The sequence below is a fragment of the Arthrobacter sp. TJ-170 genome, assembly GCF_058269305.1.
Map to the genome: position 1 here is coordinate 168109 of NZ_JBZCNL010000006.1, position 14460 is coordinate 182568.

A 14460-nucleotide genomic window follows, 5' to 3' on the forward strand; every position below is an offset into this window, starting at 1 on the left:
CTTACCTGGCTTCCTGGATTGTGGAGGCCAACTCGGACTCCTGAGATTCGCTGAGTTCAGTGCGCCAGCTGCGCTTAGGTTCCCACCCGAGGAGCCTGCGCGCCTTCTCAATCGAGAAGGCCGGGCTGGTGCCGCTCAGGTTGGAAGCGAGCGCGCCCACAGCAGGAAGGTAGCGCGGAATGAGTACGGACAACGGCTCACGGGCGAGCGCGTCCGCAGCGCCAACGAAGAACGTTTCCGCATTCGGAATGCGGTCCATGGACTGCAGCAGGACGTCGAGGAAATCCGCCACATCCCGCGCGTCGACGTAATTGAAGACGGCCGGTGCGGAAAGCGACGGATCATCCAACCGTTCGACGACGGTGTTCCCCTGCTGCGTGGGCGCACCCGCCCATTCCTCCGGCGAGATGACATAGCAGGGCCGGAACGCCGCGTAACGGATGCGGTCGCCCTGTGCGGCAGCGAACATACGCATGGTCTGTTCGGCGAGCAGTTTGGAGAGGGCGTACGCGTTCCAGGGTTTCGGCGTCGTTTCCTCATCGAGGGGGAACGCCTCCGGCATCCACCCGGCCGGTGAGCCGTAGCCGAGCACCGTCGGACTGGACGCGGTGATGATCCGGCTGACGCCCAGCTCCGTGGCCGCGCCCATGACCTGGAAGGCGAGCTGGCTGTTGGTCTGGAGGATGACATCCTCGGGGGCGCTGAAGGGGACGGCGATCGCAGCAAGGTGGATGACGGCATCGGGCCGGTGCTCTTCGATGACCCGGCGGGCCTCGCCCGCCGCCAGCAGGTCAACCGACTCCTGCCGGACATGCGCTGGGAACGCACCTTCCGGGACGGGCGCGTGGTCCACGGAGACGACGTCGTAGCCTGCTCCAGCAAGGCCGGTCACCACGCTGCGGCCAAGCCTGCCGGAGCCGCCCGTGATGAGGACCATGGTCTGCGCCCGCTCAGCCACGGCGTACTCGCCCGTTCTCCGCACGGTCCGCGGCGAGATCCGCACCGAGGTTGAGCTCGCTGATCCTGACGGGCAGCGAGGATTCGAGCGACGCGTTGCCGGCAATGCCCACGGCGACGGCGCGCAGTCCGTCCAGGTAGCCGGACGGCCTGCCGAGCGGGTCATCCCCCGGCCCCTCGAACAGGTCCGCGAGCAGCAGGGCATCACCGCCGCCGTGCCCTCCCTCTCCGTTCACGATCGGGATTTCCACGGCGGGCTCCCAGTGGCGCTGGAGGATGAGGCGTTCACCGTTGACCCGGACCGCGTCGTCCTCCTCCACCGGGGTGGCGCTTGGGTCGACCACGTTTTTCTGATCGGTGCTGTTGGAGACCGCAGCTCTCTCCACGACCTCGAGCTCGGCACGCCCGAGCGTTCCGTTCACCGCGACCCGGTAGCCTTCCCAGGGGCTGTGCGCGTTGAGTGAATAGCTGAGGGTCGGTCCGGACTGGTAGTCGACCACGAGGGCGAGGTTGTCCTCGATCGTGATTCCGGGGGCGAAGACGTCCTGGTCGCGCTGGTACCCGTCGTGGTGTTCGTTGGCGTAGTAGAGGGCGTTGAGTCGCTCATCCTCACGGAGGTCCAGGGCGAACGGATCACCCGCGGCGGAGTCCGTGGTGCCGCGCTCGGGGCGGTTCGTGAGCCCGCGCCCGGCAGCGTTGCTGTCGCCGTAGAAGCGCAGCCCCCCACTGGCGAAGACGCGTTCGGGAACGTCATCGATCCACCAGTTCACGAGGTCGAAGTGATGGGAGGCCTTGTGGATCAGGAGGCCGCCGGAGTTCTCCTTCTGCCGGTGCCAGCGGCGGAAGTAGTCGGCTCCGTGGACGGTGTCGAGCATCCAGCTGAAGTCGATGGAAGTGACAGTGCCGATCGCGCCGCTTTGGATGATCTCCTTCAGGGCGCTGTTCCGGGGCGAGTAACGGTAGTTGAAGGTCACGACGACGTCGCGTCCCGTGCGGTCGATTGCGTCGCAGATCCGGCGGCAGCCGTCGTCGTTGATGGTGAGCGGCTTTTCCACCACGACGTCGGCGCCAGCTTCCAGAGCCTCGACGATGTAGTCGGCGTGGGTAAAATCAGGCGTGGTGACAATGACGCGGCCGATGCTGTTATCCCGGATGAATTGCGTCAGATCCTCCGGCCGGAACTGCGCAACCTGTGTTGCCGGTGATAATTCCGCAACGAGGTTGAGGTAGTACTCAACCCGCCCCGGATTGGTGTCGCTGATGGCCACCAGTTCGGCTGAGGAGGCGTGATCGCCAAGCGCGGCGCGGACGTACATCTCAGCGCGGGAGCCGGTGCCGATCAGGGCCAGACGGGTGCGTTCGTGCTCCTGCGCCTGCTGCGCGGCGGGAAGTGTGTGCGGGGCGGTACTCATGGGGCTCCTTCAGTCGCCTGCATCGGCGATGATGCGACGCCTTGATGCGAGAAAACGTTTTCTGGAAAAGGTTATATGCTTTCTATCAACACACCGGTGCACCCGTCAACCATTTGCTGCGGGGGCGCCGATTCCCCACCCGGATGAGGAACCTATGGCCAGGAAAACTGCCAACCGCAGGGTAGGCATCACCGACGTCGCACAGCGGGCAGGAGTCTCGCTGGCCTCGGTCTCACGCGTCATGAACGGCAACTTCTCGGTTGACCCCGAGATCGCCGCCCGGGTCAGGACCGCTGCTGCGGAACTGAACTACCAACCCAACGCAGTGGGACGCAGCCTGGCGCTGGGCAAGACCGACACGATCGGCGTCGTCGTTCCGGACCTCGCCAACCCCACCTTCCAGGGCATGCTCCGCGGCGTGAGCCGCGCCGCCGCGCAGGATGGCTACCGTGTCCTGATCGCTGACTCCTCCGAGGTGTCCAGCGAAGAATCCATCCTGGCAGGCGAAGCACGACGGCGGTGTGACGGCGTCGTGCTCTGCGCACCGCGCATGAATGAGACTGAACTTGAGGCCCTGGTGCCCTCGCTGCGCCCGCTGGTGCTCATCAACCGCTCCACGGCGGACGCCGAGACCCCCAGCCTTGTGGTCGATTACGGCCAGGGCATCCAGGACCTGGCTGCGTATCTCATAGACCTCGGCCACACCTCGCTTGCCTTCCTCGCCGGGCCGGAGCGAAGCGCAGGCAACCAGGCACGGCTCCAGGGTCTCGAGAAATTCCGCGTCGATCACCCTGGCATTGAACTGGCCGTGCTGCCCGGCGGCTCCAGCTTCGAAGCCGGGCATAGCTCCGTAGACGGCGTCCTGGAAACCGGCGCGACCGGCGTCCTCGCATTCAATGACCTCGTTGCCATGGGTCTGCTGAGCGGCCTCCATGAACGGGGCATCGACGTCCCCGGGGAAATCTCCGTGACCGGATTCGACGACATTCCGTTCGCCAACTACACCACTCCGCCGCTCACCACGGCGGCTGTGCCGATCAACGATATCGGCGAGCAGGCCTGGCACGAGATGCGGCGCCTCCTGGGTGAAGCTGATTCGGAACCGGCGCACACCACTTTCCAGCCGGAGGTTCGCCGCCGCGGGAGCACTGCGCGGTCGGCGCGCTGATCCCTCCGGAGACCCGGGTGGTTGACAGCCGAGAAAACGCTTTCCTATAGTTGCGGCTACCGGGGTCGGCGCCTCGTCGAGTCGCCGCAAGAAAGCTTTCGAACAATCACTCCAATCTCAATGAGGAGAATCTCAGTGAGTCTGTTTCGTCCTGCCCTCACACTGCTGTGCGTCGCGACACTGGTCTCGACAGCCGGCGCACCTGCCAACGCCCAGCCGCCATCCCACGCGGCTCCACCAGCACAAACGGCATCCGTTCCGCTCGAGCACCAGACCCTTCCCGCCAACGACGGCTGGGGCTCCTTCGGGGCCGGTACCACCGGAGGATCCGGGGCTGCCGCTGACCGGATTTTCGACGTCTCCACCCGCACCGAACTCAAGGCCGCCTTTGCGAGTGCCGGCGACAATGCGAAGATCATCCGCGTGCACGGCGAACTGCTGGGGAACGCAGACGACGCCGGCAACGCACTTTCCTGCGACCAGTACGCAACGGGCACGGGCTATTCCCTCGCTGCGTACCTTGCGGCGTATGATCCTGCCACCTGGGGCTGGGACCGTGAGCCCGAGGGGACCCAGGAAGAAGCCAGAGAACGGGCGGCACAGAAGCAACGCGCAACCATCCTCGTTGACGTGCCGAGTAACACCACCATTGTGGGCGCTTCACCGGACGCGGCACTCAATGGGCTGTCCCTGCGCATCAACGGTGCCAGCAACGTAATAGTTCGGAACCTCCACCACAAAGGCGTTATTGACTGCTTCCCCCAGTGGGACCCGACCGATGGCAGTTCGGGAAACTGGAACAGCGAATACGACATGGTCCAGATCATCAACCGGGCGACCAACATCTGGATGGACCATAACCACTACACCGACGACCCGTATTTCGACGACGAGGCCCCAACCTACTTCGGCCGGTCCTACCAGCAGCATGACGGCGCCATCGACATCACCAACGGCTCGGATCTTGTGACCGTCTCCTACAACCGTTTCGCTGACCGGGACAAGCTCATGCTGATCGGTTCTACGGATTCACCGGGGCGCGGAGATCCAGGGAAGCTGCGTGTCACCCTGCACCACAACGAGTTCGTGAACGTGGGGCAGCGGGCACCGCGCCTGCGCTACGGACAGGTTGACGCGTACAACAACCACTTCGTTGTCAACGATCAGGCCAGGGTCCCTTACCAGTACAGCCTCGGGGTTGGCGTCCAGTCCCACATCTGGGCCGAAGCGAATGCTTTCTCCCTGACACCGGACGTTGACCCGGCGGAGATCATTGCGCACTGGAAGGGCACCACGATCACGACGATCGACAACACCGTCAACGGCCATGTGCTCGATCTCCGCGCCGCCTACAACGCCAGTGCTCCTGCGGACAAGCAGCTCGCCGAGGACACCTCCTGGCAGCCGGTCCTGCGCACAAAGGTCCACCCCGCGCAGGCGGTACCGGCAATCCTCAAGGGCAATGTCGGTCCTGTCTTCACTGCGGGAGGCACCCGGTGATCTTCGATCAATCCATCAACCGCAGGACGGTGCTCACCGGGATCGCCGGTACTGCCGGCTTCCTGACTCTGGGTGCCGGTGTATCCGCCGCGGAATCAGGGACACCAACCGGTGGCCCAGGACAACCCACCATCTTCGTTGTAGGAGATTCCACCGCGTCGACCTACGCACATCGGGAACTGCCGCGGGCAGGCTGGGGACAGGCCCTCCCCCTTGCGCTCAACTCGGGTTCAAGGGTGGTGAACCGGGCGCTGTCCGGCGCATCGTCGAAGAGTTTCACCGATTCCGGGCTCGCCGCCGAAACACTCGCGATGCTGAGCTCCGGAGACTACCTGCTCATTTCCTTCGGCCACAACGACGAAAAGACTACTGATCCGACTCGCGGAACCTATCCGCAAACCACCTACAAGGAGTACCTGAGCGGTTTCATCCGCGGTGCTCGAGCCGCCGGAGCGCACCCGATCCTGGTCACTCCCGTAGAGCGCCGCCGTTTCGACACTGCGGGAAATGTCAGGGAGTCTCACGGCGAATATCCGGCCGCGATGCGCGAACTGGCAACTGCCACCGGAACACCGCTGATTGACCTGACGCGCTCATCGCTCGGGCTGTGGCAACAGTTGGGCCCCGAGGGCACCACCGGGATGTTCCTCTACACCTCACCGGGTGAGTTCCCGCAGTATCCGGCGGGGGTGCAGGACAACACCCACTTCCGGGCCGAAGGCGCGCTCGCCGTCGCCCATCTGGTTTCCGCCGGACTGTCTGAACTGGAGTTCGCTCCGCAGGATCCCCGGACTGTCGCGCTTCCTGCCGAGAGCCTCCTGACAGGCATGTTCTGGCCGTCTGAACGCCCTGTCGACAGACCTGTGGTCCTCGACGTCGGCCCTGGACGGCAATTCGGCAGCGTGCAGGCCGCGATTAACGCGGTGCCGGACCAGGCGGAGAAGCGTCATGAAATCCACATCGCACCCGGGCAGTACAGGGAGCTGGTCCTCGTCCCGCGAACCAAGCCGCGGGTGAGCCTGGTTGGAACGGGAGCGACTCCCGACGACGTCGTTCTCGTTTTCGACAATGCGGCCGGCACCCTCAAACCTGACGGCTCCGGCACCTATGGAACCAGCGGAAGTGCTTCAACGCGACTCGACGGAGCGGATTTCCATGCGAGGAACCTCACCTTCAGCAATGACTTCGACGAGGCGGCGAATGGGCACATCAGGAACCGGCAGGCCGTGGCCGTGCATGTGACGGCTGACCGTTGCGTTTTCGAAGATGTACGCATTCTCGGAAATCAGGACTCGTTGCTCGTCAACACCCCGAACGCCCAAACCATGTCCCGCCAGTTCTTCATCAATACACACGTGCAGGGAGACGTCGACTTCATCTTCGGACGGGCGACGGCGGTCTTCCAGCGCTGTTCGATTGAGTCGCTCGACCGGGGCTCGTCCTCGAACAACGGTTATGTTACGGCGGGAAGCATCAACCAGCGCTTCCAATATGGGTACCTGTTCGACGAGTGCCGCTTCGAGTCCAACGCCGCCCGGCGCACCGTGCACTTGGGGCGGCCATGGCATCCCAGCGGCGATCCCGCAGCCATCGCACAGGTTCTGGTCCGAAACAGCCACCTCGGCGCCCACGTCAAACCATCGCCCTGGACGGACATGAGCGGCTTCTCCTGGAAGGACGCGCGGTTCCACGAGTTCCACAACAGCGGACCGGGTTCAGCGCACTCGGCCGATCGTCCGCAGATGACCAACGAACAGGCTGCGAGTTTCACGGCCAGTCACTACCTCCGGGGTCAGGACTGGTGGCAACCACAGCTCGCTCGATCAACTGCAGACACCACCGTGTAGTGGCGTGCCGGCAGAGCTGATGCGAGGCAGTTTGCGCTGCATTACAAAGCAGGCTTACTGTTCTTTGAAGGAACACTAACCTGAAGGAGGCATCATGATTGGCTTCATCATTGCCGGATTGATCATTGGGGCGCTTGCCCGGCTCATCAAGCCTGGCAAGCAGAACCTCGGAATACTCGCAACACTTCTGCTCGGACTTGCCGGATCGGTGATCGGCGGCGTGATTGCGAATCTGCTCGGGACCGGCGACATCTTCGAGTTGAACGTCCTCGGCTTCATTGTTGCGGTCATCGCAGCCGTACTGCTGATCGGCGTTGCCGAGAGCATGTCAGGGCGTCGCAACCGCAGCGTCCGCCGGTAACCAGCGGAAACCTGCTCAATCCGGACATTCTGGAGGCAAAACCTCTCCTGAGTGTCCGGATTGAGCTGTTTAGCGCCGCAGACTTAACCTCGGAGACGTGCAAGGTGCACGCGGTTACAGCGCCTTCACCGCGCTGAGCACCCGGGTCAGCGACTCCTTGGCGTCGCCGAACAGCAGGGTGGTTTTCGGCGAGTACAGCAACTCATTCTCGATGCCCGCGAATCCCGGGCGCATCGACCGCTTCAGGAATACCACCTGCCCGGCATCAGCCACCTCGAGAATCGGCATCCCGTAGATCGGCGAACCCGGTGATGACTTCGCGGCCGGATTCACGACGTCGTTCGCGCCCACAACCAGGGCGACGTCCATGTTCCGGAACTCCGGATTCACTTCGGCCATCTCCCTCAGCGACTCGTACGGCACATTGGCTTCCGCCAGGAGCACATTCATGTGGCCCGGCATCCGTCCCGCGACCGGGTGGATTGCGAAAGACACTTCCACTCCGCGGGCCTCCAGTGCCTCGGCGAGCTCCGCGATCGTGTGCTGTCCCTGCGACACCGCGAGGCCGTATCCCGGCACAATCACCACCCGCTGCGCATACCCGAGCATCACGGAAACGTCGTCCGGCCCCGACGCCCGCACCGGACGCTCGCTCACCGCACCTGCCCCCGCGGTCGAACCGCCGCGGAACGCACCGAAGAGAATTCCTCCGACGCCGCGCCCCATCGCTGCCGCCATCGCCCGGGTCAGGATGGTGCCGCTCGCGCCAACCAGCGTCCCTGCGACCAACAACAACACATTGTCCAGCACGATGCCCGACGCCGCCACGGCAAGCCCCGTAAACGCGTTGAGTAGCGAGATAACAATCGGGACGTCCGCCCCGCCGACCGGCAACACCAGCAGTACGCCGCCTGCCAGCCCAAGCAGCAGCAGGACAGTCGCCCACACCACGTTCCCCGTCACCGTCACCAGTACCGCCGCAACCAGGAGTACGACGACGACGGCCGTCATCACCCATCGCATGCCGCTGAAGATGACCGGCCGCGTGGTGATCAGTTCCTGCAGCTTCGCCACCGTGACACCCGACCCGGCGAACGACACCGCACCCACCACGAGCGTGAAGACGACGGCGGCGCGCACCCAGGCGGCGTCGGTTCCGGCCAGTTCAAGGATTGCCACCAGCGCCGCTGCACCACCGCCGACGCCGTTGAAGAGAGCCACGAGCTGGGGCATCTGGGTCATCTGAACCCGCCGTGCGATCGGTGCGGCAATCCCGGCGCCCAGGGCGACCGCCACGAGGATGGCGGGCAGGTTTTCCAGCCGGGCGGAGAGGAGGACCGTCACGACGGCGAGCGCAGCTCCACCGGCCCCGATCAGGTTCCCGCGACGGGCAGTGCGGGGAGAACTCAGGCCCTTGAGCGCCAGGATGAAGCACACGGCCACAGCCAGGTAAAGCAACGCAGTCGCTTCCGCCGGGAGGATGTTCATGCGTCAGGCTTCCTGACGGACTGCCTTGACTGGTTGCGGCCCCTGAACATATGGAGCATCCGGTCGGTCACCACGAATCCGCCCACGAGGTTCACCGTCGCGAGCAGCACCGCCAGCAGCGCCAATCCGAGCAGCAGCGGTTCAGTGGCATGGCCGGCTACGAGGATGGCACCGATGAGGATGATCCCGTGGATTGCGTTCGCTCCGGACATGAGCGGAGTGTGGAGCGTGCTCGTCACTTTGGAGACCACCTCAAAGCCGACGAACACGGCAAGCACCACCACGGTGAGCAAGGCGGGAAGGTCCATCAGGGTTCTCCTTTCAGCGCAGCCGCCGTGGGTTCGTGCATCACCTTGCCGTCGTGGGTGAGGCAGGCACCGGCAACGACGTCGTCGGTGAAGTCGGGCACCACACGCCCATCGACGGTCATGAGCTCCACCAGATTCGCAACGTTCGCGGCGAACAGTCGGGAGGCGTCGGCAGCCATCGCCGATGCAGCATCCTTCATCCCCACCAGGGTGACGTCGCCGCCGGAAGCGGGAACGACGACGTCGTGCCCGGCCTGCACGCCCTCCACATTGCCGCCGGTCTCGGCGGCCAGATCGACGACGACGGCACCGCCCTTCATCCCCTGCACCATGGCGGTGGTCACGAGCAGCGGCGCCCGCCGGCCGGGTACGGCGGCGGTGGTGATGAGGACGTCGGAGGCGGCAATATGCGGCGCGAGGAGTTCGCGCTGGCGCTGGGCACGGTCCTCGCTCATCTCGCGGGCATACCCGCCGGTGCCCTCAATGGTCTCCAGGTCCAGTTTGATGAAGGTACCGCCGAGGGAGGTGACCTCCTCGGCGGAGGCAGGACGGACGTCGTAGGCGGACACCCGCGCGCCAAGCCGCTTCGCCGTGCCGATTGCCTGAAGTCCTGCAACCCCGGCGCCGAGCACCAGGACGCGTGCCGGCGGCACGGTTCCCGCGGCGGTCATGTACAGGGGGAAGAAGCGCGGGAACCGGATCGCGGCTTCCAGAACCGCGCGGTACCCGGCAACGAGGGACTGGGAGGACAGCGCATCCATGGACTGGGCACGTGATATCCGCGGGACCAGTTCGAGCGCGAATGAGGTGACTCCGGCCTGCGCCAGGGCCCGAACGGTGGCAAGCTCGGCGGCCGGTGACGCAAAGCCGACGGTGACCGTGCCAGGGCTCAACTGGCCGGCGTCATCCGCTGTCAGGGGTGCTACGTGGCACAGGACGTCGACCTGGCCGAGGCGGGGAGCGACGTCCGCTCCGGAGGCGCGGTAGGCGTCGTCGTCGTGACCTGCCTGAACACCGGCCAGTGATTCCACGGCGACGTCCAGACCGAGCTTCGTGAGTTGGCGGACGGAGGCGGGCGTAGCCGCCACACGGCGTTCACCGGCACGGGTTTCCCGCTTCACTCCCACCAACACGATCTGGCACCCTTCCGAACGGGGGCGCCGTCGCCCAGCCGCTGGAACTTAGCATCACACAGCACGCGTGTTCGCGGAACGGAACACCCTGCGGTGTTGCGGGAAGGTTATGTGCGGTTCCGCCGGGTCAGGCGGACTCCCGCCACACCACGGACGTACTGAGCATCCGCACCTCGGCGTCCTTGCCTTCGATCTGCGCGAGAACCAGTTCGGCGGCCGCACGTCCCAGCAGGTCCGCCGGCTGCTTCACCGTGGACAGCTGCGGCTTGCAGCGCAGCGCCCAACTGCTGTCATCGAAGCCGACTATTCCGACGTCGTCGGGCACCCTGCGCCCCTGCTCCTGCAGGGTGGTCATGGCACCCGCTGCCACCGCATCCGAGGCGGCGAAAACGCCGTCGAGGTCCGGCCGCCGGCGCAGGAGCTCGGCCATGCCATCCGCGCCTGCGGCATAGGTGTACAGCGGGAACTCGAGAACGAGCTCGGGATCGAACGCCGGGCCGAGCGCTTTCCGGAACCCTGCAAGCCGGTCCTGGCCCGAGTCACGATCAAGTGCGCACGCAATCATGCCCACCCTGGTACGGCCGGTGTCCAGCAGCCGCTGAACGATGGTCTGGGCAGCGGTCTCGTTGTCGATCCCCACGTACGGAATGTCGGGGGTGCCCGGCGGGTGACCCACAAAAGCGGCCGGGATCCTGAGGTTCCGCACCGCCGTCGCGATGGGATCGGCGGTTCTGGCGGAGATAATGACGGCACCGTCAACCAGCCCGCCACGCAGGTAGTCGGCCACCCGGTCACTGTCGCGGGCAGTGTCGATTATCAGCGACACGAGCTGATAATCGGCTGCGGAGAGCACCGAGTTGGCGCCGAGGAGAATGGACCCGATGTTGGGGTCCTCGAACAACAGCGAGTGTGGCTCATGGATGATGAGGCCGATGGCCCGGGACTCCTGCCGCACGAGGTTCCGCGCCGCCGAGTTGCGTACGTAACCGACCTTGGCGATTGCGGATTCGACCGCCATTTTTGCCTCGGGCGAGACGTACTTTTCCCCGTTCACCACGCGGGAAACGGTCCCCCGCGACAAGCCTGCAGCAGAGGCAACGTCGTTGATAGTTGCCCGCCGCCGTCGCGTGCGAGTGGAGTCCATACCGCTACTGTAACGGAGCTGGGAATCCGGCAGGATCAGAATAAACGTTGACATGCCGTTGTGACGCACACTACTCTGTGAACGTTCCCAGATCACCGCACTTCATACCACGCGACCGCCTCTGGGAACGTTCCCATAACGCGAAGACAACCAGCCAAGGACCAGTGTGCTCACCAATACCTCTCCGATCGCCCAGCTCGCCCCAAACGGCGATCTGGTTTTCGGCTGTGACTACAACCCCGAGCAGTGGGATGAAGCCACCTGGGCAGAGGACGTCCGGCTGATGCGGGAGGCCGGTGTCAATCTGGTTGCCATCAACATTTTCGGCTGGGCAGAACTGCAGCCCGACGCCGAGACCTTCACTTTCACCCGGCTCGACGCCATCATGGACCTCCTCCACGACAACGGCATCGGCGTGAACCTGGGAACCGGCACGGCTTCCCCACCGCCGTGGCTGAGCACCGCATACCCGGAGATCCTTCCCGTAACGGTCGACGGCGACACCCGCTGGCCTGGCGGACGCCAGGCCTGGTGCCCCAGCTCCCCCGTTTTCCGTTCCCATGCGATCCGGCTGGTCGAGGAAATCGCGCGCAGGTACGGCGAGCACCCCGCGCTCCGCCTCTGGCACGTCTCGAACGAATTGGGCTGCCACAACGCCCTCTGCTACTGCGACACCTCCGCCGCTTCCTTCCGCCGTTGGCTGCAGGATCGCTACGCAAGCCTTGAGGCCCTCAACACCGCCTGGGGCACCGCCTTCTGGAGCCAGCGGTACTCAGCGTGGGAGCAAATCCTTCCTCCGCGCACCCCGCACGCCACCCCCAACCCGACGCAGACACTGGACTTTCGGCGCTTCAGCTCGGACGAGCTCCTCGGGTACTACCGGGCCGAGGCCGAGGTGCTACGAACCTCCAGCAACGTTCCCGTCACCACCAACTTCATGGTGACCGCGCACATCCGCACGCAAAACTACTGGCAGTGGGCGCCGGAGATGGACGTCATCGCCAACGACCACTACCCCGACCACCGCCTGGATGACCCGGTGCAGGAGATTGCCTTCGCGGCGGATCTCACCCGCGGCCTCGCCCGGAACCAGTCCTGGATCCTGATGGAGCACGCCACCAGCGCCGTCAACTGGCAGCCCCGGAACATTGCAAAGGCGCCCGGTGAGCTGCTGCGGAACTCCCTGGCCCACCTCGCGCGTGGTGCCGATGGGCTGTGCTTCTTCCAATGGCGGGCATCGCTGCAGGGCAGCGAGAAATTCCACTCCGCCATGCTCCCCCACGCCGGGACCGAGTCGAAGATCTGGCGCGAGGTCAGTGAGCTTGGCGCCACGCTGGGCCGCCTGCGCGAAATCGCCGGAAGCACGGTCACAGCGCGTGCCGCGGTGGTCTTCAGCTGGGAAGCCTGGTGGGCCTGCGATTCCGATTCCCACCCCTCCTCCGACCTGCGCTACCTCGATCAGGTGCACGCGCTCTACGGTGCGCTCTGGGACGCGGGCATCACGGCCGATTTCCTGCCGCCCGACGGCGACTTCACCGCCTACGACCTCGTGCTCGTTCCGGCGCTGTACCTCGTGTCCGACGAGGACGCCCGCCGGCTCACGGACTATGTGCGCCAGGGAGGCAACGCCGTCGTCTCCTTCTTCAGCGGCATCGTGGACGAAAACGAGCGGGTCCGGCCCGGAGGCTACCCCGGCGCCTTCCGTGACCTGCTCGGCGTCCGGGTGGAAGAATTCCATCCGCTGGCCGCCGGCCAGCAGCTGCCACTATCAAACGGCACGACGGCGGCACTCTGGAGCGAGGCGCTTCACGTGACGAGCGCTGAAGCAGTTCTGACAATCAGTGAAGGCCCGCTGGCCGGCACCCCGGCTGTCACGCGCAACTCCTTTCACGACGGCGCCGCCTGGTACCTTGGCACCTCGCTTGCGAAGGAATCACTTCTTGAAGTGATCAGCGACGCCGCCCGCCACGCCGGAATTCGCGTTTCCGGAACCCGTGGCGTCGAAACCGTCGAGCGGGTGTCCGGGGACCAGCGCTACGTCTTCTTCATCAACCACACCACGCAGGATTACAAACACCGAATCACCGGGAACGAAATGGTGCTCGGGACCGAGGTCGCCGACGTCGTCGTTGTACCGGCAGGCACCGTACGCGTTGTGCGCACCGATTCAACAGGCAAGGAGGCCAACTGATGGCTACTCTGGACCAGACCCACACGCCGCCGGGCGCTAAAGGGAAAACACCGCGCAAGACGCAGAAGGGGCGCAGTACGCGCAGGGCGGTAGCCGTCTTCGTTGCACCGTTTGCCGTGCTCTTCATCCTCTTCTACGCGGCGCCGATCATCTTCGCTGTGATCCAGTCGCTGCTCACGGTGGAGCGCGAAGGAACGTTCGGACCACCGCAGCAGGTATTCGGCGGGTTCACCCAGTACACCCTCGTCTTCCAGGACCAGGCATTCTGGGCTTCCGTCGGCCGGGTACTGCTGTTCGGCGTGGTGCAGGTTCCGGTCATGCTGGGCATGGCGCTCCTGTTCGCGCTGCTGCTCGATTCGCCGCTTCTCAAGGGCAAGCGGTTCTTCCGTCTGGCATTCTTCGCTCCCTATGCCGTGCCCGGCGTCATCGCCGCCATCATGTGGGGTTTCCTTTACTCGCCGTCCCTGTCGCCCTTCGGCGCCGTGACATCCGAGATCAACTTCCTCGACGGGTCGTTGGTGCTATGGTCAATCGCCAACATTGTGACGTGGGTCTACGTGGGCTACAACATGCTCATTATCTATGCGTCACTGCTCGCCATTCCCACTGAGATCTACGAGGCGGCACGGCTCGACGGCGCTTCCAACGCGCAGATCGCCTGGCGCATCAAGATCCCGTTGGTGACGCCGGCCATCATTCTTACCGCGGTGTTCTCCATCATCGGCACACTTCAGCTGCTCGCCGAACCGCAGACCCTGCGGAGCTTCAGCTCGGCAATCAGCAGCACCTACACGCCGAACCTGGCCGTGTACACCACGGCGTCGATCCCCAACTACAACCTGGCCGCCGCCTTCTCGGTTGTGCTGGCGCTCGCCACGTTCATCCTCTCCTTTGTCTTCCTGAAGGCGACCCAGCGGAAGGTATCCCAATGACCACGGCAGCCCCTCCCCT

At 64.9% G+C, this 14460-nt stretch carries 12 protein-coding genes; 6 read left to right on the top strand and 6 right to left on the bottom strand.

What is annotated here, in order from left to right; genetic code table 11:
- Position 1: 1 nt before the first annotated feature.
- Together AC4D1W_RS12655 and AC4D1W_RS12660 are read right to left on the bottom strand one after the other, a co-directional pair.
- Positions 2–937: an NAD-dependent epimerase/dehydratase family protein gene (locus AC4D1W_RS12655; RefSeq protein ID WP_490899011.1), complete on the bottom strand. Its 936-nt coding sequence runs from the start codon at positions 935–937 to the stop codon at positions 2–4.
- 13 nt (positions 938–950) lie between these two features.
- Positions 951–2369 (bottom strand): Gfo/Idh/MocA family protein, encoded by a 1419-nt coding sequence (locus AC4D1W_RS12660; protein ID WP_490898964.1) that lies wholly within the window; start codon positions 2367–2369, stop codon positions 951–953.
- Positions 2370–2523: 154 nt separating this feature from the next.
- Between AC4D1W_RS12660 and AC4D1W_RS12665 the strand changes: the two genes are divergently transcribed.
- From AC4D1W_RS12665 to AC4D1W_RS12680, 4 genes are all read left to right on the top strand, one after another.
- The gene (locus tag AC4D1W_RS12665) at positions 2524–3537 is read left to right on the top strand and encodes a LacI family DNA-binding transcriptional regulator (RefSeq protein WP_490898965.1); all 1014 of its coding nucleotides are present in this window, start codon (positions 2524–2526) and stop codon (positions 3535–3537) included.
- A 135-nt stretch (positions 3538–3672) separates the two neighbouring features.
- Positions 3673–5037: a pectate lyase family protein gene (locus AC4D1W_RS12670; RefSeq protein ID WP_490898966.1), complete on the top strand. Its 1365-nt coding sequence runs from the start codon at positions 3673–3675 to the stop codon at positions 5035–5037.
- Complete coding sequence (locus tag AC4D1W_RS12675) at positions 5034–6884, top strand: pectinesterase family protein (RefSeq protein WP_490898967.1); 1851 nt, start codon at positions 5034–5036, stop codon at positions 6882–6884. Before AC4D1W_RS12670 ends, AC4D1W_RS12675 begins: the two co-directional genes overlap by 4 nt.
- Before the next feature lie 94 nt (positions 6885–6978).
- Positions 6979–7245, top strand: coding sequence for a GlsB/YeaQ/YmgE family stress response membrane protein (locus tag AC4D1W_RS12680; protein WP_490891842.1), 267 nt, complete (start codon positions 6979–6981; stop codon positions 7243–7245).
- 114 nt (positions 7246–7359) lie between these two features.
- Here the strand turns inward: AC4D1W_RS12680 and AC4D1W_RS12685 are convergent, their stop codons facing one another.
- From AC4D1W_RS12685 to AC4D1W_RS12700, 4 genes are all read right to left on the bottom strand, one after another.
- On the bottom strand, positions 7360–8733 hold the full coding sequence (locus AC4D1W_RS12685) for an NAD(P)(+) transhydrogenase (Re/Si-specific) subunit beta (protein ID WP_490898968.1): 1374 nt from the start codon (positions 8731–8733) through the stop codon (positions 7360–7362).
- Positions 8730–9041, bottom strand: a complete 312-nt coding sequence (locus tag AC4D1W_RS12690; protein WP_490898969.1) for an NAD(P) transhydrogenase subunit alpha part 2 — start codon at positions 9039–9041, stop codon at positions 8730–8732. Before AC4D1W_RS12690 ends, AC4D1W_RS12685 begins: the two co-directional genes overlap by 4 nt.
- Positions 9041–10174, bottom strand: a complete 1134-nt coding sequence (locus AC4D1W_RS12695; RefSeq protein ID WP_490898970.1) for a Re/Si-specific NAD(P)(+) transhydrogenase subunit alpha — start codon at positions 10172–10174, stop codon at positions 9041–9043. Before AC4D1W_RS12695 ends, AC4D1W_RS12690 begins: the two co-directional genes overlap by 1 nt.
- A 127-nt stretch (positions 10175–10301) precedes the next feature.
- Positions 10302–11318 (bottom strand): LacI family DNA-binding transcriptional regulator, encoded by a 1017-nt coding sequence (locus AC4D1W_RS12700; RefSeq protein ID WP_490891837.1) that lies wholly within the window; start codon positions 11316–11318, stop codon positions 10302–10304.
- Between the two features lie 166 nt (positions 11319–11484).
- On the opposite strand from AC4D1W_RS12700, the gene AC4D1W_RS12705 reads away from it, so the two are divergent.
- Both AC4D1W_RS12705 and AC4D1W_RS12710 read left to right on the top strand, forming a co-directional pair.
- Complete coding sequence (locus tag AC4D1W_RS12705; RefSeq protein ID WP_490898971.1) at positions 11485–13509, top strand: beta-galactosidase; 2025 nt, start codon at positions 11485–11487, stop codon at positions 13507–13509.
- Positions 13509–14441: a carbohydrate ABC transporter permease gene (locus AC4D1W_RS12710; protein WP_490898972.1), complete on the top strand. Its 933-nt coding sequence runs from the start codon at positions 13509–13511 to the stop codon at positions 14439–14441. Before AC4D1W_RS12705 ends, AC4D1W_RS12710 begins: the two co-directional genes overlap by 1 nt.
- Positions 14442–14460 lie beyond the last annotated feature (19 nt).

Coding starts and splice junctions, on each gene's coding strand:
- AC4D1W_RS12680 (WP_490891842.1), top strand. CDS start 6,979: ATGATTGGCTTCATCATTGCCGGATTGATCATTGGGGCGCTTGCCCGG.
- AC4D1W_RS12690 (WP_490898969.1), bottom strand. CDS start 9,041: ATGGACCTTCCCGCCTTGCTCACCGTGGTGGTGCTTGCCGTGTTCGTC.
- AC4D1W_RS12685 (WP_490898968.1), bottom strand. CDS start 8,733: ATGAACATCCTCCCGGCGGAAGCGACTGCGTTGCTTTACCTGGCTGTG.
- AC4D1W_RS12655 (WP_490899011.1), bottom strand. CDS start 937: ATGGTCCTCATCACGGGCGGCTCCGGCAGGCTTGGCCGCAGCGTGGTG.
- AC4D1W_RS12665 (WP_490898965.1), top strand. CDS start 2,524: ATGGCCAGGAAAACTGCCAACCGCAGGGTAGGCATCACCGACGTCGCA.
- AC4D1W_RS12710 (WP_490898972.1), top strand. CDS start 13,509: ATGGCTACTCTGGACCAGACCCACACGCCGCCGGGCGCTAAAGGGAAA.
- AC4D1W_RS12700 (WP_490891837.1), bottom strand. CDS start 11,318: ATGGACTCCACTCGCACGCGACGGCGGCGGGCAACTATCAACGACGTT.
- AC4D1W_RS12660 (WP_490898964.1), bottom strand. CDS start 2,369: ATGAGTACCGCCCCGCACACACTTCCCGCCGCGCAGCAGGCGCAGGAG.